General features: G+C 50.3%; 24 protein-coding genes. 18 read left to right on the top strand and 6 right to left on the bottom strand.

Features of this window, described 5'->3' with window-relative positions:
- The 11 genes from FCN78_RS13540 to FCN78_RS13490 are packed head-to-tail and all read left to right on the top strand — an operon-like array spanning window position 1 to window position 9,213.
- A complete protein-coding gene (locus FCN78_RS13540) occupies window positions 1-954 on the top strand; it encodes a YbgA family protein (RefSeq protein WP_069363004.1) in 954 nt (317 codons plus the stop codon).
- Window positions 944-1,774: a MerR family transcriptional regulator gene (locus FCN78_RS13535; protein WP_077659237.1), complete on the top strand. Its 831-nt coding sequence runs from the start codon at window positions 944-946 to the stop codon at window positions 1,772-1,774. Before FCN78_RS13540 ends, FCN78_RS13535 begins: the two co-directional genes overlap by 11 nt.
- The gene (gene phrB / locus FCN78_RS13530) at window positions 1,765-3,207 is read left to right on the top strand and encodes a deoxyribodipyrimidine photo-lyase (RefSeq protein WP_077599465.1); all 1,443 of its coding nucleotides are present in this window, start codon (window positions 1,765-1,767) and stop codon (window positions 3,205-3,207) included. Before FCN78_RS13535 ends, phrB begins: the two co-directional genes overlap by 10 nt.
- On the top strand, window positions 3,204-3,644 hold the full coding sequence (locus FCN78_RS13525; RefSeq protein ID WP_077458323.1) for a nuclear transport factor 2 family protein: 441 nt from the start codon (window positions 3,204-3,206) through the stop codon (window positions 3,642-3,644). The genes phrB and FCN78_RS13525 overlap by 4 nt, the downstream gene beginning before the upstream one ends.
- Window positions 3,641-4,366 carry an SDR family NAD(P)-dependent oxidoreductase gene (locus FCN78_RS13520; RefSeq protein WP_069363000.1) on the top strand — a complete coding sequence of 242 codons (726 nt, stop codon included), beginning with the start codon at window positions 3,641-3,643 and terminating at the stop codon, window positions 4,364-4,366. The genes FCN78_RS13525 and FCN78_RS13520 overlap by 4 nt, the downstream gene beginning before the upstream one ends.
- Before the next feature lie 3 nt (window positions 4,367-4,369).
- Entirely contained in the window at window positions 4,370-5,629 is a 1,260-nt protein-coding gene (locus FCN78_RS13515) for an NAD(P)/FAD-dependent oxidoreductase (protein ID WP_077599466.1), read from the top strand.
- Window positions 5,626-6,372 carry a DUF1365 domain-containing protein gene (locus tag FCN78_RS13510; RefSeq protein ID WP_077599467.1) on the top strand — a complete coding sequence of 249 codons (747 nt, stop codon included), beginning with the start codon at window positions 5,626-5,628 and terminating at the stop codon, window positions 6,370-6,372. The genes FCN78_RS13515 and FCN78_RS13510 overlap by 4 nt, the downstream gene beginning before the upstream one ends.
- A 2-nt stretch (window positions 6,373-6,374) precedes the next feature.
- The gene (locus tag FCN78_RS13505) at window positions 6,375-7,616 is read left to right on the top strand and encodes an SAM-dependent methyltransferase (RefSeq protein ID WP_077659236.1); all 1,242 of its coding nucleotides are present in this window, start codon (window positions 6,375-6,377) and stop codon (window positions 7,614-7,616) included.
- Window positions 7,617-7,619: 3 nt separating this feature from the next.
- On the top strand, window positions 7,620-8,138 hold the full coding sequence (locus FCN78_RS13500) for a DUF2878 family protein (RefSeq protein ID WP_069362996.1): 519 nt from the start codon (window positions 7,620-7,622) through the stop codon (window positions 8,136-8,138).
- Window positions 8,135-8,668 (top strand): chalcone isomerase family protein, encoded by a 534-nt coding sequence (locus FCN78_RS13495; RefSeq protein ID WP_077659235.1) that lies wholly within the window; start codon window positions 8,135-8,137, stop codon window positions 8,666-8,668. Before FCN78_RS13500 ends, FCN78_RS13495 begins: the two co-directional genes overlap by 4 nt.
- Window positions 8,669-8,673: 5 nt before the next feature.
- Window positions 8,674-9,213, top strand: a complete 540-nt coding sequence (locus FCN78_RS13490; RefSeq protein ID WP_106406599.1) for a DUF3833 domain-containing protein — start codon at window positions 8,674-8,676, stop codon at window positions 9,211-9,213.
- Window positions 9,214-9,239: 26 nt separating this feature from the next.
- On the opposite strand, the gene FCN78_RS13485 is transcribed toward FCN78_RS13490, so the two are convergent.
- Entirely contained in the window at window positions 9,240-10,871 is a 1,632-nt protein-coding gene (locus tag FCN78_RS13485; protein ID WP_077659234.1) for a DUF2813 domain-containing protein, read from the bottom strand.
- Window positions 10,872-11,069: 198 nt separating this feature from the next.
- Between FCN78_RS13485 and FCN78_RS13480 the strand changes: the two genes are divergently transcribed.
- Window positions 11,070-11,981 (top strand): LysR family transcriptional regulator, encoded by a 912-nt coding sequence (locus tag FCN78_RS13480; RefSeq protein WP_069362994.1) that lies wholly within the window; start codon window positions 11,070-11,072, stop codon window positions 11,979-11,981.
- A gap of 79 nt (window positions 11,982-12,060) precedes the next feature.
- On the opposite strand, the gene FCN78_RS13475 is transcribed toward FCN78_RS13480, so the two are convergent.
- The gene (locus FCN78_RS13475) at window positions 12,061-14,766 is read right to left on the bottom strand and encodes a bifunctional acetate--CoA ligase family protein/GNAT family N-acetyltransferase (RefSeq protein ID WP_077659233.1); all 2,706 of its coding nucleotides are present in this window, start codon (window positions 14,764-14,766) and stop codon (window positions 12,061-12,063) included.
- A gap of 281 nt (window positions 14,767-15,047) precedes the next feature.
- Here FCN78_RS13475 and FCN78_RS13470 point away from each other — a divergent pair, with 281 nt between their 5' ends.
- Both FCN78_RS13470 and FCN78_RS13465 read left to right on the top strand, forming a co-directional pair.
- Entirely contained in the window at window positions 15,048-15,551 is a 504-nt protein-coding gene (locus FCN78_RS13470; RefSeq protein ID WP_201258659.1) for an SPOR domain-containing protein, read from the top strand.
- Window positions 15,552-15,780: 229 nt separating this feature from the next.
- Window positions 15,781-16,785: a D-alanine--D-alanine ligase gene (locus FCN78_RS13465; protein ID WP_069362991.1), complete on the top strand. Its 1,005-nt coding sequence runs from the start codon at window positions 15,781-15,783 to the stop codon at window positions 16,783-16,785.
- Here the strand turns inward: FCN78_RS13465 and FCN78_RS13460 are convergent, their stop codons facing one another.
- Window positions 16,786-17,739: a tyrosine-type recombinase/integrase gene (locus FCN78_RS13460; protein ID WP_077486393.1), complete on the bottom strand. Its 954-nt coding sequence runs from the start codon at window positions 17,737-17,739 to the stop codon at window positions 16,786-16,788. It lies immediately after the preceding gene.
- A 208-nt stretch (window positions 17,740-17,947) separates the two neighbouring features.
- On the opposite strand from FCN78_RS13460, the gene FCN78_RS13455 reads away from it, so the two are divergent.
- Together FCN78_RS13455 and yciH are read left to right on the top strand one after the other, a co-directional pair.
- Entirely contained in the window at window positions 17,948-18,316 is a 369-nt protein-coding gene (locus FCN78_RS13455) for a DUF3319 domain-containing protein (RefSeq protein WP_077523177.1), read from the top strand.
- Window positions 18,317-18,410: 94 nt separating this feature from the next.
- Entirely contained in the window at window positions 18,411-18,734 is a 324-nt protein-coding gene (gene yciH, locus FCN78_RS13450; protein ID WP_069362988.1) for a stress response translation initiation inhibitor YciH, read from the top strand.
- A gap of 69 nt (window positions 18,735-18,803) precedes the next feature.
- Here yciH and FCN78_RS13445 read toward each other — a convergent pair whose 3' ends face one another.
- Entirely contained in the window at window positions 18,804-19,694 is an 891-nt protein-coding gene (locus tag FCN78_RS13445; protein WP_077608647.1) for a TPR end-of-group domain-containing protein, read from the bottom strand.
- A 232-nt stretch (window positions 19,695-19,926) separates the two neighbouring features.
- Between FCN78_RS13445 and FCN78_RS13440 the strand changes: the two genes are divergently transcribed.
- Together FCN78_RS13440 and FCN78_RS13435 are read left to right on the top strand one after the other, a co-directional pair.
- Window positions 19,927-20,289: a hypothetical protein gene (locus FCN78_RS13440; protein WP_077659232.1), complete on the top strand. Its 363-nt coding sequence runs from the start codon at window positions 19,927-19,929 to the stop codon at window positions 20,287-20,289.
- Complete coding sequence (locus FCN78_RS13435; RefSeq protein ID WP_077659231.1) at window positions 20,282-20,812, top strand: RES family NAD+ phosphorylase; 531 nt, start codon at window positions 20,282-20,284, stop codon at window positions 20,810-20,812. Before FCN78_RS13440 ends, FCN78_RS13435 begins: the two co-directional genes overlap by 8 nt.
- A gap of 375 nt (window positions 20,813-21,187) precedes the next feature.
- Here FCN78_RS13435 and FCN78_RS13430 read toward each other — a convergent pair whose 3' ends face one another.
- Both FCN78_RS13430 and FCN78_RS13425 read right to left on the bottom strand, forming a co-directional pair.
- Window positions 21,188-21,874: an RES family NAD+ phosphorylase gene (locus tag FCN78_RS13430; RefSeq protein ID WP_077659230.1), complete on the bottom strand. Its 687-nt coding sequence runs from the start codon at window positions 21,872-21,874 to the stop codon at window positions 21,188-21,190.
- A gap of 1 nt (window position 21,875) precedes the next feature.
- Entirely contained in the window at window positions 21,876-22,280 is a 405-nt protein-coding gene (locus tag FCN78_RS13425; RefSeq protein WP_077659229.1) for an MbcA/ParS/Xre antitoxin family protein, read from the bottom strand.
- Between the last annotated feature and the right edge of the window lie 191 nt (window positions 22,281-22,471).

Below are 22,471 nucleotides of genomic sequence, written 5' to 3'. Positions count from 1 at the left end.
ATGTCATTCCCCGTCGGTGTTAGCGCCTGTGTTATTGGCGAAAAAGTACGATTCGACAGTGGTCATAAGCGGAGTCCCTTTGTCAGCAAAGAGTTGGCACCCTATGTAGACTTTGTGCCAGTATGCCCTGAAGTCGGGATCGGACTCCCTGTACCGCGCCCCGCTATTCGGTTAGTCGACAAAGGCGATTTGTCAGTGAGGCTGGTGGAAACCAAAGATCAGCAAAAAGATTACACCGAAAAAATGACGGCGTTCAGTGAGCAAAAAGCGGAGGAGCTCGCTCATCAATCACTGCGTGGCTACATTGTTTGTGCTAAGTCACCGACTTGTGGCATGGAGCGGGTGAAAGTCTACCGCGAGAATGGTTACGCCTCCGATATTTCCGGGGTAGGGCTTTACACTCAGGCACTGATGGCGCGTATGCCATGGCTACCTGTTGAAGAAGACGGCCGGCTTAACGATCCTATCCTCAAAGAGAACTTTGTTTTTCGGCTATTTGCGCTTGATGATCTTTACCAGAGTGTCGAGCAAGGGGTGACCAAGAAAGCCCTTGTCGATTTCCACTCACGCTATAAGTTGGTGCTGATGGCGCACTCACCTGAAAAGTACCGTGAGCTTGGGCGATTTATGGCCAACATCGGCCATTATGACCTTGATCGTTTTTTTGAACAGTACCGCACCGCGTTTATGCAAGCCATCGCCATTCGTGCGACGCGTAAAAAACACACCAACGTGCTGATGCACCTGCAAGGCTATTTTAAAAACAACCTTGATAAAAGCCAGAAAGCTGAGTTAGCGAACCTTATTCATGCGTATCGTCAGGGCACCATGCCTTTACTGGCACCGCTGACGTTGATTTCGCATCACCTCCATAATCACCCTGATGCGTACTTAGCTAACCAAGCCTATCTCAAGCCTTATCCTGATGCGCTGAGGCTTCGCTATGGCCTTTAACACGACTCACGCTCTGACCATCAGTCAGGTCGCGGATCAAACCGGGGTTAACCCTGTCACGCTGCGTGCTTGGCAGCGACGTTATGGATTGCTTGCGCCTGAGCGGACGGCCAAGGGACATCGGCTTTATAGCCAAGAAGATGTAGAGACTATCGCTCATATTCTTCAATGGTTAGATAAAGGCGTACCGATCAGCAAGGTCAAGCCACTTCTGGCTCACAGTCCCGCGTCGGCAGACACGGGCGATGACAGCGTGGCACGTGAACTGATTGACTGTATTCACACATTCTCGGTTAAACGGCTAGGGAATGTTCTGGACACGCTTTTAAAAGAGTATCCCTTCTATTGGTTAGTCGAGCATGCCTTTACCCCAGTCGACCAATGGTTAGGTGACGACGGGGAAGCGGTACGTTTGTTACAGCGCGACCTGTGGCAAAGCGCCGTGATCGATCGATGCCGAACAGCGCTGGCGGCGAATGCAAAACGGCATGCACCATCTCGATGCTGGCTTGTCTCCTTAACCGTGACCAGTGAATACCAACGTGTGCTGATGGCCATGGCACTCAACGAGAAGGGTTACAGTGTCACTATTCTGTCAAGCCCGCATCAACAGTTGAATATGTTGGTTGAGGTGATGCGGGAGCAGGGGGCGAGAACATTGGCCTTGATGGCAAATCGTCGGCTCGATCGTGCCCAACTCAATCAGGTACGCCATTGCCTTACTCAAGATGATATTGAGGTGGTGAGCCAAGCTTTTATCTGCTCCGTACACGGTGACGAGTTGGCAGAACTTAAGGAGAACAAAACGTTATGCATCTAGTCTGGTTTCGGCGCGATTTACGCGGGCTGGATAATCGTGCGTTGAGCGCAGCCAGCGACGCGTCCGAGCCCGTGGTGGGGATTTTTATTGAGACACCGGAACAGTGGGCATCGCACCACCTTTCGCCCAAGCAAGCGGGCCTTATTAAGGCGCGGCTAGACGCGTTACGTGAGGAGCTTAGCGCGAAAAATATTCCTTTAGTGGTGGAGCGTGCGGCTGATTTTCCTCAATCGGCAGAAAAAGTGGCCGACTATGCGCACCGCATTGGCGCAACAGCGGTGTTTGCCAACAAGGAGTACGAGCTTAATGAAAGCAAGCGTGATGAACAGGCGTGCGCGGCGTTAGCGGATAAAGGCATCGCATGGTATGCCTATGATGACCGCAATTTATTTGCCCCGGGCACCATAAAATCGGGAAAAGGTGAACCGTATAAGGTGTTTACTCCCTTCAAAAAAGCCTGCTTACGTGCCCTAGACGGCATGGATGTTTCACCGTGCCAAAAACCATCCAAGCGCGAGACAAACTCAGCCGTTGACGCGATCTTTTCACAGCTTCAACCGATTCATTTTGATTATCCGATGGAGGATGTCTCGGACTGGGCGTCCGATGAGAAAGGGATCCTCGCGCACATGCGTCGTTACTGCCGCGAGCAAGTGGCGGATTATAAACGACAGCGTGACTTTCCGGCGGTTGATGCCACCAGTCAGCTTTCTCCTTATTTGGCCATTGGCGCATTATCCCCGCGTCAATGCTTGGCGCGTTTACAAGAAGAGCAAGCCGATTGGCGCGAGCCCGATACAGGGGCTGCCACCTGGCTGTCGGAGCTTATTTGGCGTGATTTTTATCAGGAAGTGAGCGCACAAAACCCAGCAATCAGCAAAAAGTACAGCTTTTTAGCCTGGGGCGAATCCGTGGTATGGGATAACGACCCGACATTGTTTGAGGCTTGGAAGACGGGAAAAACGGGCTTCCCCATTGTGGATGCGGCCATGCACCAGCTTAATCAAACGGGTTGGATGCATAACCGGTTGAGAATGATTGTGGCGAGCTTTTTGACCAAAGATCTGCTTATCGATTGGCGCTGGGGAGAAGATTACTTCATGTCCAAACTGATTGATGGCGATTTTGCCTCGAACAACGGGGGCTGGCAATGGTCTGCGTCGGTGGGGACCGATGCTCAACCTTACTTTCGGATCTTTAATCCGACCACACAGGGAGAGCGATTTGATAGCGATGGGCGCTTTATTCGTCGCTGGTTACCGGCGCTTAAAGAGGTGCCAGGCAAGCATATTCACAACCCCTGGCAGTGGGCGGATAAGTATGCCCAGTCCCTTGATTATCCGCGTCCGGTGGTGGATCACGCCACTCAGCGTAAAAAGGCGCTAGCCATATTTGAAGCGGCGAAGAATCAGCCTCAGGAGCAAACACCATGACTCGCTCGCCAACCCATGTCGGTGTGTCGCAATTTGTGACGACCTATCAAGCGCTCAATAAAGATAACTTGTCATCACTGGCGACGATTTATCACCCCAAGATTGTGTTTGTCGACCCGGCGCACGAGATAACTGGCTTAGAGGCGTTTATCCAGTATTTTTCGCTGCTGTACGAAAACGTGACTGATTGTCAATTTCATATACACACGACCGCGGTAGACGGAGATGATGCCTTTGTGACCTGGACCATGATGTTATCGCACCCCAAGCTGGATGGGGGAAAAACGCGACAAGTCCAGGGCTGTTCTCACTTATGTTTTTGTGACGGCAAAATCATTCGGCATCGTGATTACTTCGACTTAGGTGAAATGCTGTACGAAGCGCTGCCTGTGATAGGTCGCTTGCTCAAACATATCAAAACGAGGCTAGGACAATGAAACACGTATTGATCACCGGCGCGACGTCGGGAATTGGTGAGCAATTGGCAAGAGACTATGCACGTCAAGGCTGGCAGGTGACAGCTTGTGGACGGAACCAAGACAAGCTAAACACCATGGCTCGCGATCACGCATCACTAGACGCATTGGCGTTTGACGCTACGGATAGCGAACAAACGCATCAAGCGCTGGGTAACCTAAGCGTCTTTCCTGATTTAATTATTTTAAATGCCGGGACGTGTGAATATATCGACCATGGCAAAGTCGATGTGGCACTGTTTAAGCGTGTGTTTGAGATCAATGTCTTCGGTGTTCTCCATTGTATTGAAGCGCTACAGGCTCGGTTCACTCACAGCACGCATCTTGCCATTGTCGGCTCCTCGGCCAGTTATATGCCGCTGCCACGTGCGGAAGCATACGGCGGATCAAAGGCGGCGATTAGCTACATTGCCAACACCTTATCGGTCGATTTGGCACAGCAAGGGGTGACGCTGTCACTTATCTCGCCGGGGTTTGTAAAGACGCCACTGACAGACCAAAACGACTTTGCGATGCCGATGCGCATCACGGTGGAGCAAGCCTCTGAGGCCATTCAAAAAGGATTGGCAAAAGGAAAAACGGAAATACATTTTCCGCGGAAATTTACCTTTATTCTCAAGTTTCTCGCGCTACTGCCCATGTCCTGGCAGCGAGCCCTCGCACGACGTATGACAAGGAACTAAAGCATGAAAATTGCCATCATCGGCTCAGGCATTGCCGGTTTAACCTGTGCTCATTATCTCAATAAACAGCATGATATCACCTTGTTTGAAGCGAATGATTATCTGGGGGGCCACACGGCGACAGTCGATGTCGAGGTCGCCAGTGGACAGTACGCGATTGATACCGGCTTTATCGTTTTTAACGATCGCACCTACCCGAACTATGAACGTTTACTCAATGAAATTGGTGTGGATCGCCAACCTTCTCAGATGAGCTTTAGTGTCCGCAATGATGCGAATGGACTGGAGTATAACGGGCACAGCCTTTCCTCGTTATTTGCGCAGAAGCGTAATGTTATCAATGTGCGTTTCTACCGCTTTTTGGCCGAGATTATGCGATTTAATCGCCTTGCGCGCGACGCACATGCCACGGGTGAGGCTGAGCGGCAAGGCGCACTCAACACCTTGGGTGATTTTCTCAATCAACATGGGTTCAGCGATTATTTTTGTCAAAACTATATTCTCCCCATGGGCGCGGCGATTTGGTCATCCACCTTGTCGGATATGCGTGGTTTCCCCTTGGCGTTCTTTCTACGTTTTTTCCAAAACCATGGCTTATTGGATATCGCGAATCGGCCGCAATGGTATGTGATCCCCGGTGGCTCTCGTGAGTATGTTAAAAAGCTCACGCCTGCCTTTGAGGATAAGATCCACCTGAATTCACCGGTGACACAGGTTCGCCGTACCCCTGATGCGGTATGGGTGACGACAGAGGCCGGTGAACAGGCGTTTGAACAGGTGATCTTTGCCTGTCACAGTGACCAAGCCTTGGCCATGCTGGCCGATCCTAGTGAAGCGGAGCAACAGGTGCTCGGGGCGATTCCCTATCAAGACAATGAGGTTGTGCTTCATACCGATACATCGCTGTTGCCCAAGCGTCAAGGCGCCTGGGCGAGTTGGAACTATCATTTGCCGTTGTCAGATAAAATAGACACAGATCCGGCGGCTTTGACCTACAATATGAATATATTGCAGTCAATTCAGGCGCCTGAGACATTCTGCGTGACGCTAAATCAAACCGACAGGATTGAGCCGAGTAAAATTCTCAAGCAATTTGTCTATGCTCACCCCGTATTTAATACCGACAGTGTTGCCGCACAGCAACAGCGCCATCGAGTGAATGGCCAGCAACGTAGCTGGTTCTGTGGCGCCTACTGGTATAACGGCTTTCACGAGGATGGTGTGCGGAGTGCGCTTGATGTGGTGGAGGGGATCAATTCGTGAGTGAGTCGGTTTCAGCACTAAATAGCGGTTTGTATGTCGGACACGTGCGGCATCGGCGATTTAGCCCAATAAAACACACGTTCAATTACCCGGTGTTTATGCCTGTGATTGATCTGGATGAGCTTAGTTTGCTGGCATCGCAGGTCACAGGGTTTCGCTTGGGCAAGTGGGGGGTAGCCGCCTTTGATCACCGCGATTATTTGAATGGACAAGCGGATACCAAAGCAGCATGCATCGATAAGATTCAAGAACTGACAGGCGAGCGCATTGAGGGGAAAGTGTATGCGTTGTGCCAGCTACGTTATTTGGGCGTGTATTTTAGTCCGGCCAACTTTTATTACCTCTATGACCAAGCGCATAACTGGCGTTATTTATTAGCCGAGGTAAGTAATACCCCGTGGGGAGAGCGGCATTATTATGCCGTGCCTGCGGGTCAACGGTATGAACATGACAAAGCGTTTCATGTCTCTCCGTTTAATCCTATTAAGCAGCGTTATCACTGGCGTCTGCGCCCCTTAGGCAAGCGGGTTCACTTGCACCTCGAGGCTCACCGACAACAGAAAGAATTCGACGCCACACTGGGACTGCAGCGACGTCCGTTTACATCAAAAACACTGAATAAGTTATTGATCCGGACGCCGATGGAAACAGTAAAAGTTGTCATTGGTATTTATTGGCAAGCGCTCAAACTATGGATAAAGGGCGCACCGTTTTATCCGCACCCGAGTGCGAAGAAGGAGTAATTATGTCTGCAACGGACGTCCCTCAGAGTCAACGCACACTGACACGTAAAGAGCACTACGCCAAGCAGTTGGTTTACACCTTGCTAGCACATGTTGATGAGGCGTGTATTTCCCTGGTCGATGAGCAGGGCCAGACCTTACAGTGTGGTGATCCTCAGGCACAATTACATGCATCCGTGCTGGTACACGACCCACGCTTTTACACCCGGATTTTAACCGGCGGCAGCATTGCGGCGGCCGAGGCATACATCGATGGTTGGTGGGAATCGCCAAACTTAACTGACGTCATTCGCGTATTTGCTCGCAACCTTCCTGCTATCGACAAAATTGAAAAGCACACTGGCTGGTTGGTGGGGTTGGGTAACAAGCTTGCTCACTGGCGCAATCGCAATGAAAAAGAGACCGCGCGCCGCAACATCGCAGCACATTATGACCTCGGCAACGACTTGTACCGCCATTTTCTTGATGAGCAAATGCTGTATTCCAGCGCTATTTACACAGACAAAGAAATGACGCTGGAACAAGCCCAAGTTGAGAAGATGGACCGACTCTGCCGACAGCTTGCGCTGACTGCAAATGATCATTTGCTCGAGATTGGCACCGGCTGGGGAGGCATGGCGATCTACGCGGCTAAACATTACGGCTGCCGCGTGACCACCACCACGATTTCACAAGAGCAATATGCTTGGGCAAAAGCCTGTGTCGAGCGAGAAGGGCTGGAAGATAAGATCACGCTGCTACAAAAAGACTACCGCGATCTGACCGGTGAATACGATAAACTGGTATCGATTGAAATGATTGAAGCGGTGGGGAAAGCGTACTTGGACACTTTTGTGCGTCAATGTCAGGCCTTGCTTAAGCCTGATGGTTTGATGGCTATCCAAGCGATCACCATTGCTGATCAGCGTTACGAACATTACAGCCGGAACGTCGACTTTATCCAAAAGCATATTTTCCCCGGAGGATTCTTACCTTCAGTGAGTGTGTTGTTGTCTCACCTCACCGCTCAAACTGATTTTGTGATCAGAGACTTAAAAGACATTGGCTTGGATTACGCACAAACCTTGGCGGATTGGCACACACGCTTCAATCAGCAGACAGACGCACTGCGCGACTACGGCTATGACGATCGCTTTGCGCGTTTGTGGCGCTATTACTTTTGTTATTGTGAGGGCGGTTTTAAGGAGCGCACGATCAGTGCGGTACAGCTACTCCTAAGTCGCCCCGCTTGGCGAGAGGCATAATTCGTGCGCTTTGTCGTTATTTCTTTATTGTTCAATGTTTACTGGTTTTCGGCGGCGCTCGGTCCGCCGAGCTTTCAGTGGTTGATGGTCGCGATGTTGCTGGGCGCGATCCTTTATGACCGCAGCGTGATGTGGGCAATGGCCGTACTCACGCCTGTTGGGTTGATCGGTGATAGCCTATTACTCCACACACAGTGGTTAGCGGTTGATACTGAGTACGTTGTGATGCCGCTGTGGCTACTATTACTGTGGCTAGGATTTTGCAGTTTTGTCTGGTTAATGCGTGACCTGATCCTTGCACGTGCATTTTGGTTTATGGCGGCGCTGGGCAGTTTGGGTGGCGCGAGCAGTTACTGGGCAGGAGAGCGTTTAGGGGTTTTAAGCTTCCCACAGTCACTATGGGTCACTGGCGCGGTACTGATAGGGGTCTGGTTAGTCTACAGCATCTTCCTGATTAACCTGATGCAATGGCTGCAACATCAGTTGCGTGCCCGTTCTATCGCGACAAGGAGAGAGCCATGAATAGGCGGATAAAACACCTTATTTTAATGCTCGCGCTCGCAATGCCTGGCTATGCGGTCGGGACGACGTCGTCGTCAATGACATGGCAAAGCTGGCCACAAGTTGGCGAAGCGACGTTAACTTGGGGCTGGTGGACCATCTATCAGTCATCACTGCGCTCACCGACCGGGCGTTATCAAGCGCAAGCACCCCACGCGCTAGTGATTACCTACGCGCGTGACATCAGTGATCAACGACTGATGAAAGCAACCAAGGATCAGTGGGAACACTTGGGCTTTACGGAAACACAACGAGCGCGTTGGGAAAAAGCGCTAGACAAAGCGTGGGGGGATATTGAAGAAGGCGATCGCTTGGCATTCGTGCGCCACGCACAAAAAGGGATATTTTACGCCCAGCCAAAAGGAGAAAGCTGGCAAACGACATTGACAGTGGATGACACCGAGCTGGCGGATGCATTTCTCGCGATCTGGTTATCGGAAGACACGGATTATCCAGATCATCGTCGAGCATTATTAGGAGAAACGCCATGAGAAAAATGACGCAGACGATAGGCAAGATCCTAACGGTATTGGTGAGTGCCATGCTGGTGGTGGCGTGCTCTGCCGATATTGAAGATTACCAAGGTCAAAAGCCGGACTTTAATTTATTTGAGTACTTTGAAGGACAAACAAAAGCCTGGGGTATGGTGCAAGATTTTACCGGTGAGCAAACCCGACGCTTCGTTGTTGATATCGAAGGTGTGGTAGAGGGAGACACACTGACACTGGACGAATCCTTTGTGTATGCCGATGGCGAAACGCAAACCCGAGTTTGGACGATTAAACGTCACCCTGACGGGACTTATACAGGGACGGCTGGCGACATCGTCGGGACGGCAAAAGGGGTGGTGGCGGGCAATGCGCTTAATTGGCGGTACGACTTAGTGGTGCCAGTTGGCGACAGCGAATACCAACTCCACTTTGACGATTGGATGTTTCGCCAAGACCAAGATCGCCTCTTTAACGTCACTTCGATGCGTAAATGGGGGATAGAAGTCGGCAAAGTCACGCTTTTCTTTGAGCGGGTAGAGCCATAGTGCGCGAACAGGACGCGTCAGAGGCGTTAACCAACCCCCCTGGCTAGACCGATTGCGCGTTGGATAACCCAGCGCAACAGCTTGGGGATCGGGGCTTTTAACTCGTTCTCGGTATAAGCGATAATGGCCAGCGCGGCGTCGGGCTTGGCATAGCGTTTTAACGCTTTGGCGATGATGCGTTTGTCGTTCATATGAGGCTGCTGTGCCGTGACGCCGGCCATATCGCGAAACAAAGGCTCATAGCCGTTATTATATAGGTAGTGTTCAATGTCGCGGTCAGGCAGCACGGTTAAACGCGCGCCCTCTGGTTGATGCTCTATTTGCCCGCGCGCCGTCGCAGCGTACTTCTTACCAGCCATATCGCCATCTGCCACTAAATGCCATTCAATGCCCAAGGCCTTGGCGGCCTTAATCAACGGCCGCAAACCGCTTTGGGCAAACTCGATAAGGTGTACCCCTTCTGCCGCTAAGTCATAACCTTGCAATCGCGCCAGCTCGTTAAACAGCCAAATTTCTGTTTCACCCTCCACCAATAGCCAACAGCGTGCAAACAGTGCACTGGGTCGGTGAAAACGAACATGGAAGGTGACGCGGCGACGCTCGTCTTGGCTGAGAAGGTGAGACGGTACTTGGTGGCTATGAGTTTCGGTGGGGTGTCGCACGAGACGGCGAATATGGTCTAGTTGTACACCCGCGAGCAAGTCACCACTGTTGGTAGTAAGCAGCTTTTGCATCGGCATCAACTGAATCAAGCGCCACGCTTGGTTCAGTAAGGTTGGATGAAGTCGCCCCTCTGGATCTTCAAATAGCATCACTGGCCGCGCATTGCGTTTGAGCTGTTTAGGCCCGCGTGCTCGGACAAACGCACTTAATAGGCCCATGAGCACGAGCCGGCTTTGATTAGAGGTGTTTGCGGCCACCGCTTCGAGCGGGTGCATTTGGTTATGCGTGATGGCCAATGCGCCCGGGGCATGAATGGGATAAGGATCGCGGTCATGCTCGTAGGCGGCAAAATAGTGATCGAGCAATTGACGCATGGCATGCAGGCCGCTCTTTATCTCGCCTTTATTCACATGGCCAGGCATCATCAACAGGCGGCGATAAGTGTTGTCTAACCGCTGCTCAAGACGGGTGTTATCTTTGGTCACCGCTTGTCCTGGTACGCGCATGCGCCTTGCGTCACGTACACGAACGACAGGATGGATTTGCATCAGGTGGCTGGCGAGCGCGTCACTGTTTTCGTGCTCAATCATATCGCCTTGTGAGGATAAAAACGCTCTTCGTACCGAGACCTTGCTTTCTTGGATGGTGGCGCTCAAGCAATAATCAAGGGTTCGGCAACCCGCGTTGGTTCCATTCCAAACGGGTTTAAAGCGGCGATAGCGACGCGCTTTATGCTCACCGGGAAAGCTCTCTTGCCAACGGAGAATGATTTGAAACTGTTGTTCAGGCAAGACCCCCAGAACATGGTCGACATGAAAGTCCGAGCGTTTGAATTGAGGTTTATCGCCACTGGGGTGGAGGGCAATTTCTAACGCATCGAGTAGAGAAGATTTACCCCATGCATTTTCACCGATTAAAACGGTCAGTTCATCTACTTGCAGTGACAGGCGGTTGATACCACGAAAGCCTGCTATTTCAATTCGGTCTAGTCTCATTGTCACCTCTGTTTTACAGTATGACACCTTCTTGAAAAAGGAAACCCAGTCCTTTGTGGTTTTGTGCTATATGCCTGATTTATTGCACTTAACCGAGTGGGGACTCGGGCATATTTACAATAGGGTGGTGAGCGAAACCCTGATATAGTGTTTAGAGTTAACAACGCAGCCCGATTGGGCGATCATCAAGAGACAGTCATGCTATCGTTTGAAGCCCTACAAGTGCTGGATGCCATTGAGAGAAAAGGCAGTTTTGCTGCCGCCGCTGAATCATTGAATCGCGCGCCGTCATCGTTAAGCTACCAGGTTCAAAAACTAGAAGACGAGCTGGGTTTGGTGATTTTTGATCGCTCCGGACATCGCGCCACATTTACCGATGCGGGGTATTTATTGGTTGAACGTGGGCGGATGTTATTGAATGCCGCCGATGAGATGGTCGCCGATGCGGCCTCCTTGGCACACGGATGGGAGTTGGAGATTTGCTTGGCCTATGATGGGCTGTTTAAAAGCCACTTCTTCTTTCCTCTGATCGAGCGCTTGGCGAAGAAAAGCAATACGCGCCTTAAGTTGACCGAGCAAATCTTGGCAGGATGCTGGGAAGCGCTGGCCCAAGACCGCGCTGATGTGTTGGTGGCACCCATTCCCGACACGGTGCCGCAGGGCATAAAGGTGCAGCCTTTGGGCGAGATGAGCGCCTATTGGGTAGCCGCGCCCGACCATCCCATTCACAAAGAGGCGCGTCCCGTTGAGCCTGATGTGCGTGCCAAATATCGCGGGGTGGCGGTGGCGGATACTGCGCGTGGTATGCAACCTAAAACTTTCAATGTGTTAGAAGACCAGCCGCGGCTCACCGTCAGTTCAATGCACGATAAATACGCGGCGATCTTAAACGGACAAGGGATCGGGACGCTGCCTTGGTTTTGGATACAAGATGATCTCAATGCGGGCCGTTTAAAACGCTTGAAAGGCGGAGAGCCATTCGAGCTAACGCTTGGGGTGGCCTGGAAACGTAATCGGATGGGTAATGCTAAATCATGGTTAGTACGCCAGCTTCCCAAGCTCTTAGCGCCCTACCTGCAAGCAGGGGATATTCCCATTGGTCACAAGTAGGTAAAACAGCGTTTCGCTTGCTCGTTTTTAGCCGCGCTCGTCCGGCCGATGCATGCAGCCCAAGTCCGTTTAGACGTTTTTAGTCGTTAACTGGCGGATGCGGGTGCAAAGACAGCTGCATATCGACAATGCCATCTTCCATTTGCACATCAATACTAAAACCACATTTTTGTGCCAAGGTTATCATCCCTCGGTTATTGGGCATCGTCATCCCGGTGATCCGCGATAATCCCGCTTGGCGACCGTAATCGATGATGGCTTGCATAAGCACGCGACCTAAACCTATCCCTTTCAGATCGGAACGCACGAGCACGGCAAACTCAGCGTCGGTGTTTTGTGGATCTGCCAGCAAGCGTGCTACCCCCCAAATCTCTTCTTCGCCAGACGCAAGATGGTAAGTAGCCACGAGTGCCATTTCACGGTCATAATCAATTTGGGTCAGGTTTGCCAGCGCTTCATGGTTGAGTTCGCCGACGTCGGAAAAAAAGCGACGATACAAATCTTCTTCAGAGACTTTTTCTACGAAGGCTTTATGCGTCGGTTCATCCTCGGGAAGAATAGGACGAAGCAGAATGGTCTGCCCATTTTTGAGCTGGATAGACTGCTCAAGCTCTTTCGGATAGGGGCGTATCGCTAACCGCTTTTGTTGACTGCCTGCGTAATCACGTAACCGTAGAGAGGCATCGAGAATAGTCAGCTCATTGCCAGACACCAATAAAGGGTGAATATCGAGTTCATCAATCTCTGGGCAATCAATGATCATCTGTGACAGGGTCACTAAAAAACGGCATAAGCGGGGAATATCAATAGAAATCGGAAAACCACGTTGTTTGATTTTGCCGCTCTTTATCGCGCCAATGACCAGGTAACGTGCCAATGCCATGTTTAATGGTGGGATCGCAACCGCAGCATCCTTGGTCACATCCCAGTCCGAGCCCCCTTCACCCAGCAGAATGATAGTGCCGAACACGGGATCATTGCTGATGGTCACCCGCAATTCTTGCGCGCCAGCGCGATGAGCCATGGATTGGACTAACAGGCCTTCAATACGCGCGTCTGGAAAGGTAACCGTGACACGATCCACAATGGCTTGGGCGGCATTCGCGACTTCAGCGCCAGTGCGTAGATTGAGCATGACGCCCTGTACATCCGATTTGTGTCGGATATCTTGTGAGCGCAGTTTTACCGCGACCGGGTAGCCAACCTGTTCAGCAATTTGCGCGGCTTCGACCGAATCATTAGCTAACCAGGTTGCTATTACTTGCATGCCATAGGCTTCGAGTAAGGGGCGGACTTCGTGGGTGGTTAAGGTCAGGTGCTCAATATCTTCTGCTTGATCGATAAACGCGCGAGCGGCGGGCAAGTCGTAGTCCATATTCCCCGTCGAGGTGGGCGTTTCCATTAATTGCTTTTGGTTGCGCCGATACTCCACGAGATGCATGTAGGCGGTGACGGCGCTTTCGGGCGTACGATAGGTCGGAAAACCGGCATGGGTAAAAGCGAGACGCGCTACCGTGGCATCATCGCCTTCGCCTTGCCAGTTGGTCAGAATATTAAATCGGCGCGCGCGAGGGTTTTCTTTGAGTGAATGGATAATGGCCTTGGCGGTGCTCAAGCCCGGCGCGGTGACCGAGGGAGAATGCATGATAAGCACGGCATCGGCATCGTCACTGTTTAACACAATGTCAATCACCGCTTGATACCGTTGCGTATCGGCGTCCCCCACTATGTCAATGGGGTTGGTTTGCGACCAGCTTTTGGGAAGGACCTGATGCAAGGCGTCGAGCGTTTGTTCGCTCAGCGTCGCTAACTTGCCGCCAGCATCCATGAGCGTATCGACGGCCATCACCGCCGGCCCGCCCCCATTGGTAATAATTGCAAGGCGTTCACCACGGAGTGGCACCGAGTGAGCAAGGGTTTCCACCGCCGCAAACAGCTCGTGCGTATTGTTAACGCGCAGCATACCTGAGCGGCGAATTGCCGCATCGTAGGCGGCATCTAAACCAATGTTGGTATGACTGAGCTGCTCGAGCGCCACCGAGCCACCTCGTGTGCGGCCGCTTTTAAGTACCAGGATCCGCCGATTACGGGCAGCGGCGCGGGCGGCTGATATAAATTGGCGCGCGTCGCGTATTGAGTCGACATACAGCAAAATGGCGTCGGTTTTGCTGTCACGACAAAGAAAATCGAGTAACTCTGGAAAATCGATATCGCTGGCTTCACCGAGTGAGATAAAAGTGGAAAAGCCAATACGTTTGTTGCGTGCCCAATCTAAGATAGTGGTGCATACCGCTGCAGATTGAGAGACAAAGGCAATATTGCCCTTATTGGCAGGGACCGGCGCAAATGACGCATTGAGATTGAGCCAAGGTAAGATCATGCCAAGGCTATTAGGGCCGAGGACTCGCATGGTATATTTTGCCGCGATCTGTTGCATGGCGTCGTATTGACTGATCGCTTCTGCATTTAATTGTCCCCGCATGCCCGCTGCCAGCACAATCACCAGCTTTACCCCCCGCTCGCCAAGCTGCGCAATAAGAGGAGGGGTGATTTCGCCACGCGTACAGAGGATGGCTAAATCAGGCACCAAGGGAAGATCTGCCACGGTTTTGTAGGCTAATATACCGGCAACCGCTTGGTACTTGGGCGTCACGGGCATGATAGGGCCTTGGAAGCCGCCGGACTGCAAATTGCGCGTGACGACATAGCCAGCACGACCACTGTGATCAGACGCGCCCACTACAGCGATGGACTTTGGCTTGAGGAGTTGATCAATACCGGCCATGGTGCCCTCCGTTGGTTGACGTGTGCTTGCTTGTGGTGCTCAGAGGTGCAAGCGTGTTTATTGGCCAGTTTATCGGTTTGCGCTTGAATTCAACGGTTTTTTTTAGCGCAATGTGATCTCGGCATGGCAGAAAATGAACAGTGAGATAGACTAAAAGCGACGTTTAACGTGACTATCTGTGAGCTGTAGCCGGAAACCTCTTGCAAGAGGATAACTTTTGGTTGAATGGCTCCTAGGTCGGGGGCACAATGAAACAAACTTGGATAACTGACAGAATCACAATGAAAAAATTGGCCTTACTGGCTATCGTCATGCTGCTGACCGGATGCAGTGGCGGTGGCGTTACCACTGAAATTTACAGTCAGACAATTGAATCAACCGACAAGCGCGATACTGTGCAAACGGAAGATACCGCGCAAACGGCAGACGCCGAGCCGATGATGAACACGGCCAAGCCTGAGCCGAAGCCAGCACCGAAAAAGCAAGCGGTGAAATCCGCGACGCAAAGCGCTGGGTATACCATCCAAGTCGTTGCCCTTAGCCATGATAGAGGGTTCAGTGATTATGCCAAACGGCTTCCGAGCGACCAGCCATTGTGGAGCAACAAAAAAATGGTAGATGGTTTGCCATGGTACACCTTGTTATACGGTGAATATCCAAGCCGTGATGCCGCGAAACGAGCGATTAAGGCACTGCCACAAACCATTCAGGAATATGGTCCTTTTGTACGCGATATCAGTAAAATAAAACGCTCTTCAACACCTGAGATGATCCGTGTGAATTAATTCGCGGGTTGGCGTGATTGAAAAGCTGGCGAATGCCAGCTTTTTTGTTGCGTGGCGTTTATCCCTGTATTGCCGGTGACGCGCTAGCGGCACAGATTGAACAAACCTCCAGCAAATGGGCTCTAATGAACGAATAAAAACGCCTCTGAGAGATGCAAGCGAATCCGCATTTGTCTACTATGGCGTTAGTGTCCGAACAGCGCGTCTAGACGCGTGATGAGAGAAGAAAATGACCAAACTCAACCTGCTTTTGTTATGCGGTGGCGGCGGGGCAGAACATGATATTTCCCTCGTATCTGCCCGATATATTGAATCACAATTAGCTAAGTTACCCCGCGTTAAGGTGCATAAAGTTGAAATGACCCAAGACGGGTGGCACCTGGATGACGGTATGCGCTGTCATCTTGATACTGATGGCAACCTGTGCAGTAAAGTGGAACTCACGCAAATTCACTATGTTGTGCCTTGCCTTCATGGCTTCCCAGGCGAAACCGGCGATATTCAGTCATTACTGACGATCACTGGCCTGCCATACTTAGGATGTGACGCGGAAGGTAGCCAGATCTGTTTTAATAAAATAACGTCAAAGCTATGGTTTGATGCACTTGGTATCCCCAACACCCCCTATGTGTTTATCACCGACCAAGGCGAGCAGAGCCAAGCACGTGCCTCCGCGTTTCTAGCGGACCATCAGGCGGTGTTTGTGAAAGCGGCCAGCCAAGGGTCGAGTGTAGGGTGTTACCACGTAACAGATGCCGCGCAGCTACAAGCCCGGATTGCCGATGCATTCACCTTCTCGGATCAGGTATTGATCGAAAAAGCGATCAAGCCGCGTGAATTAGAGGTGGCAGCGTTTCAAGTGGGCGATGAAATTATCGTGACACGCCCCGGTGAAATCCGGTGTCCCGAAGGGAGCTTTTACACCTACGAAGAAAAGTACAGCGAAGGGAGCCACAGTAATACCTATATAGAGGCTGAAAACCTGACTGAAGCACAAGTGGCAGCAATCCGTGCCTACGCCCATCAGGCATTCAAGCAACTGCGTTTAAAAGACATGTCGCGTATCGATTTCTTCTTAACCGAAGACAACGAAATCTTAGTCAATGAAATTAATACGTTTCCTGGCATGACGCCTATTTCTATGTTCCCCAAACTGATGGAGCACCATGGCTTAGCATTCCATGAATACTTGGCATCCTGTATTAGCACGGCCACGGGTCGACGGGTTAATTGATTAATCGGTAAGTTTTTTTCGTCGGTAACGCGATTTGGCTTGTTCGCTGGCCTCCGTATTACCGACATATTGCGCCGGCATGGCGGGGCTTTTCCAACGTCCCATATGTTGAATTTGCTTTATCGTCATGCCTTTTTTCGCGAGCGACCGACTTGCCCCCACTCTGGGTGACTGGCCGGAAAAGGTGACGGACTCATCCAACAGCGCACTAGCTCGTCGAAAGACACGATAAATCGATGATGGGTCAAGCGGCGCTTCTCCCAACTGACCATGCTTGTTGATTCGCCGAAGTAGGGGGCCTTGGCGGATACCTGTTTTGTCTAACCAGTCCATCAATAACCTAGCGACGGATTCAGACAGTGGGACGCGCTGGTCTCTCACCATAATGAATGCTTGCGCCTCGACCGTGATCAGGTCATCTACCGACAGGGCGGCTAGCTCGCTGCGCTTTAATAATCCTTCGTATGAGAGCGACCAAACTAAACGATCACGTATGTCTTTTAAGCGCTTTGAACGGGCAAGCTGTTGGTTTAACGCCGCTAGATGATGAGATTGAAAGGGAGTGGCCTCTCGGCTTTCTGGTAACTTCGCGTGGAGTAGGCGCGCCATTGCGTACTTTACTTCCCGGTGCTTACTGGGATCTTTAAATTGGTGAAGCTTGTGCACCAAGCCGACGGTAATAACCATCCTACGCACGGCTGAAATCTTACGCCGATTGGCTGTTATTTCAGCAAAACGGCGCAGCGTGGTGACAGCACAAGGAAGTGGCGTCACATTCTGTTCTTGGCAGAAGGCAACGAAAACGCGCCAATCATTACGATAACTCAACAGCGAGTTTTGACTATAGACGTTTTGCGTGACAGAAGACCATTCTTCAATGCTCAATGTGCCTGTATTAAAGCGAGCTTGACTTTCTTCAATATCACTTGGGTCTAAAGGCAATAGTCTTTTCATAACGCACTATAACTTGTTATTAATAACTCCAATGTATCAGATTTTAGTGAAAAATGTTTGAAATATATCTCAATTCGCCTACTCCTTAGTCTAACAGCCCCTTGTGCGGGTGAAATTTCTAGAACAACGCGTGATAATAGTCTAAAAATGAAAGATGCTCGTACGCCATGTATGTGTATCGGATTATTGTTCGCGAAAGGAGATAACCATGACTCGACGCCTTTTTCATCGTGGTTATACGATTGAAAAGACAGAAGGTGGTAATGAGACCACGGAGGTTTACCGGGCTAGAGTCGCAGGTAAATCGATCTCTGGCAGTTTGCAGAATGTAAAAAAGTCAATCGAGTGGTGGGCTGACACAAACACATTCGTGGAGCCCGCTGATTTTGACGATGAAGAGAATGACGTATCGTCAAAAAAGCAGGTAGAAGAATATAAAGGTTTTCGTATCATGAACGACGACCCAGAAAAAGATGAAAAGGGCTGGTACATGATTGTACGCGGTAACTTAATGAAAGGCTCGCTGCCCGCACTCAAACACTTTATTGACAAAAATGCAGAGCAACTCCGCGCTTAAGAAGGAAAGCCACTGAGTGGCTCTCCCTGTCACTGGCTGCTATGTGGATTCAGCTTTGATATAGTGTGCCCAAACGCTTCAACGATACAGAATTATGTCTGATAATAATCATTTAGTTTACTCGACAGAAACTGGCAGAATTAAAGCCGAGCCAGAAAAGCCAAGCCGCCCAAAAGGTGATGGCATCGTTCGTATTCAGCGACAAACCAAAGGGCGCAAAGGTAAAGGCGTCAGCTTGGTAACAGGGTTGGATCTTGATGATGGCGCGCTGAAACTGCTCGCCGCTGAGCTTAAAAAAGTGTGTGGCTGTGGTGGCGCAGTCAAAGATGGCGTTATTGAGATCCAAGGGGACAAACGCGATGCCCTCAAGGCACACCTAGAAAAGAAAGGCCATATAGTGAAGCTGGCGGGCGGCTAAGATCTAAAAACATCATAATAGAAACAAAAAAGGCAGCGTGGGCTGCCTTTTTTTTGTTCAGCGCAGTTATTAGGTATGACCGTCTGCGTCAATCAAGGCATCGAAGCGCTCATTACCGTGTAGAGATTCGAAGTCTGCTTCTTCACGAGCGGCTTCGCGCAGTGACGCACTCTCTGCAACCGCCAGCTCTAAGTCAGACACAGCCTGATCTTCCGCCCCCAACCTCGTATAAGCACATGCGCGTTGGAAGAGGGCGTTGGCATTACGCTCATCCACCTCGAGCACGCGGTTACTGATACTCAGCGCCCAATGGTATTCGCCCATTTCCATCGCAGCATCCGCCTTATGGGTGAGCGCTTCAAGGTCACCAGGACGGATTTTGAGGATTTCATTATAAATTTCCATCCGCTGCTCTGGCGTCTGCGAATGTTGCGCACGCAACCATAAGTTATGGATCTCGTTAATGCGTTCAATCTCTTTGTTGTTTTCAGCAATAATGCGCGTTTTACGCTTCAAGTCGCGTTCCAAAGCTTGGAACTTGCGTTCATATTGCTCTGCAATTTCAGATAACTGTTGATCCGCCAGTTCTTTAGTATTGGTTTTTATATCGCGCAAAGACTGCCAACCCACCAACGCAATCAATGATGCTGCACCGGCAATCAGATAAAAGAAGTAGGTCACTGTTACATTGGCATAGTTCAGTGATTTATCCGCTACGTCCAGCTCACGATCGGTAATCTCGGTCACCATTCGCTTTTCTAGCGCCTGGAAATCGGTTCTTAAGTTTCGGATTTCATCCAAAACGTACCTTTCCATCAGGGGTTTATCGTAAATACTTTGCTCAGCATACGAGGTCGGCTCTTTCGCCGCTTTGATATGCTTGACATCGTTTTCATCTTCAGCACTAGCACTGAAGCATGCCAACGCCACGAGCAAACAAGCCCAAATGTGCGCTTTCATGATTATCCTTATGTAACGAATCAGTTGAGAACTAGCAAGACTTTAGCAAACCTTCTGCAGACTAAAAAGGTTAACAGATGGAATTCGCTGATAAGATGACTTTTCAATACCTAACGCCCGATACGATCCGTGATTGGAGCGTCAGGCACCGTGAGCGAACGCCTTGACAATCACTATAACGACAATCATATTGGATGTATATAAGTCAGGTATTGTTGACATGGTGAGCGCAATGAACCGATCTATTTTAGATGCAGTCATGAACGCAGAAGGTATCGTTGAACCAAGCAAAATGGCCGCGTTCTTTCATACCAACTTGAAAGAAATTGCGTCGTTGTCTGGATTGCCTTATTCCACGTTAAGCCGCGCAGAGCGATATTCAACGATCAAGGCACAGCAACAACTGCGTAACTGCACAGAAGTGATCAACCGAATCCTTCCGTGGACGGGAAATGAATTTCATGCCTACGCATGGTATCGGAGCGAAGGGCTACCAGAGTTTGGCGGATTAACCGCAGAGCAACTGGTTAAACACGATCGAATGGACGCGCTGAGAGCCTACCTTAACCATACGAGCGAAGGCGGTTATGCGTAAAGAAAAGCTACAGGAATACCTATTTCGCTTTGAAGGTGCGGTATTTCGTGGCCATATCCCTCGCTGGTCATACGCGCCTAACAGTGGGGAAGGAGCAAGACGCAATGGTGGGCGCTTTAATCCCAAAGGCGTTGCCGCGCTATATACCTCATTGTCTCAATCGGGTGCATGGGTCGAGGCTCAGCAGGGGTTTCGTTTTAAAGCGCAGCCTTTGACAATATGTCAATATGATGTCGACTGTGACAATGTACTCGACCTGACCGATGAAACAGTGCTGCTAAACTGTGGCATCAAGCCCTCAACACTCAGCTGTGCCTGGTTAGACCAAGTGACCCAGAACCAAACCCCCGATAGTTGGCACTTATCGAAACAGCTCATCAGTGCAAAGGTCAACGCCATTATTGTGCCCAGTTTTGCACATGGCGCCGCCCGAGAGATGAAAAACATCGTATTTTGGCGATGGTGTGATACGCCACCCAACATGGTTAAAGTGATTGATGACTTTGAACGGCTGCCGCCATAACCTTATTAGCGCCACCCGCCAAGGTAAGTGAAGCCCCAGTGTTTGCCAAAATAGCTTGGTATAACCCGTAAAGCCGTTCCGTCTGGCTCATCACCGCGCGCTTGAAGCATCTCAGATCAAGCGGAGCATTTGAACTGAGTGGGTTAAAGAAAGTGGTGATTAGCTATTTTATGGTAAATATCGTTTATGGTGAATGATGGGCAAGCATGAATACACGTCGCTAAGTAGGGCGACAGTGGTCGTAATGGCGCATAAGCAGCGGTCTCTATATTATAAACAACAAACCTCGTTCTACTTCAGCACGCCCAAACACTATTTAACATAACATACATAATGCGTACTTAAGATTGGTTTGTTAACATACAGCCGTAACACTCAGTCCATTGCGTAAATCTTCTCAACCTGACTAATGTCTTTCCCGTTCCAAATCATTTCTGCATGGAAGCATTGGATGACGTCGCTAACCACTTGTGGCGTAGACATCGCCCAACAGCTCCCTTTTTCATTTCTTACTGAGTTGTAGCGGATCCCTGTTAATGTATCATCTTGCCGAACCTGACGACCAAACGCCTGTGCCGCGGAGTAATCAATAAGGTCGTAGATTGGATCTGTCATTGGCTTATCGCACACATCAATCACCTGATCGTCATTAAATGTGAAACGAAGCGCCCTAAACACCAAGCGATCATAATGAAGCCCATTAACATCAGTCCAATACTTGCGCTGGTGATACATGACTTCCTTTAAAGCGGTCTGTTCGGTGTCGCCGATATACAGCATTCCAAAGCTGCCATCAGCAAAGCGTGAGCCATCACGGTTAATGTGCGTAAAGGCGGCTACCGCATAGCTACGACCACGTTCACAGTGGTACGGGATTTCTTCCGGCTTAATCAGGGAAACATCGCCCACTTCATCGAGAATACGTGGATTCGTCAATGCTTGCAGTTGATACATCACCTCAAAGTCTTCCGGATTAAGGACATCATCAAACAAGTCAATCGTCGGGTACTTAGACGGAATGAGCCTATATCCTACCGCTTGATGTTCTCGAGCATTCAGCATTTTATCCCCACTGACCTGAACGTAAAGCGTCAACACGACAAAACACTTCGTAGAGATCAGCAAATTTGCCGCTACTCATAATAGATAAAGGAGTCCGCCCTTCGAAGTAAGCGTTTTTGTTCTCCATAGACATGAATCCCTGAACGTTCTCTTGGTTATCGAAGATAATTCGAAGACTACCGTGGATGTTTGCGATGTAGCTTAAACGCTCAAGCTGATCATCATCCATAGATATCGTGTCTGGGTTAGCCTTGTACTTTTGGAACGTAGACCTTGGTATGCGAAGAATTCGTTGCATGTCTGCGCCGGTGCATCCCCATCCTTCCATTATGTTTACAGCAGCCTTGAAGCCGACCTGAGCCATTCTCTTCTTGTCTGCCGCTTTTAGTGCTTGTGCTGCTGTCATATCATTCACCATTTCATGTTTGCACACTCTCATCATGGACCTAATGTTTAATTTTGTCCACAATGAGACATAACGCCTTACACAGCTCGCGACATTTTTTCGTCTTGGGTTGACCAAACCTCGCACCCGAATCAACGCCCTAACAGACCACGCTTGATGTCATCGTATGGTATGTCTTGATACATTAAACA

It is taken from the genome of Salinivibrio kushneri (genome assembly GCF_005280275.1).
Lineage (GTDB): Bacteria > Pseudomonadota > Gammaproteobacteria > Enterobacterales > Vibrionaceae > Salinivibrio > Salinivibrio kushneri.
Note: the sequence above shows the minus strand (reverse complement) of the source record. Positions and strands in the feature narration are given on the sequence as shown.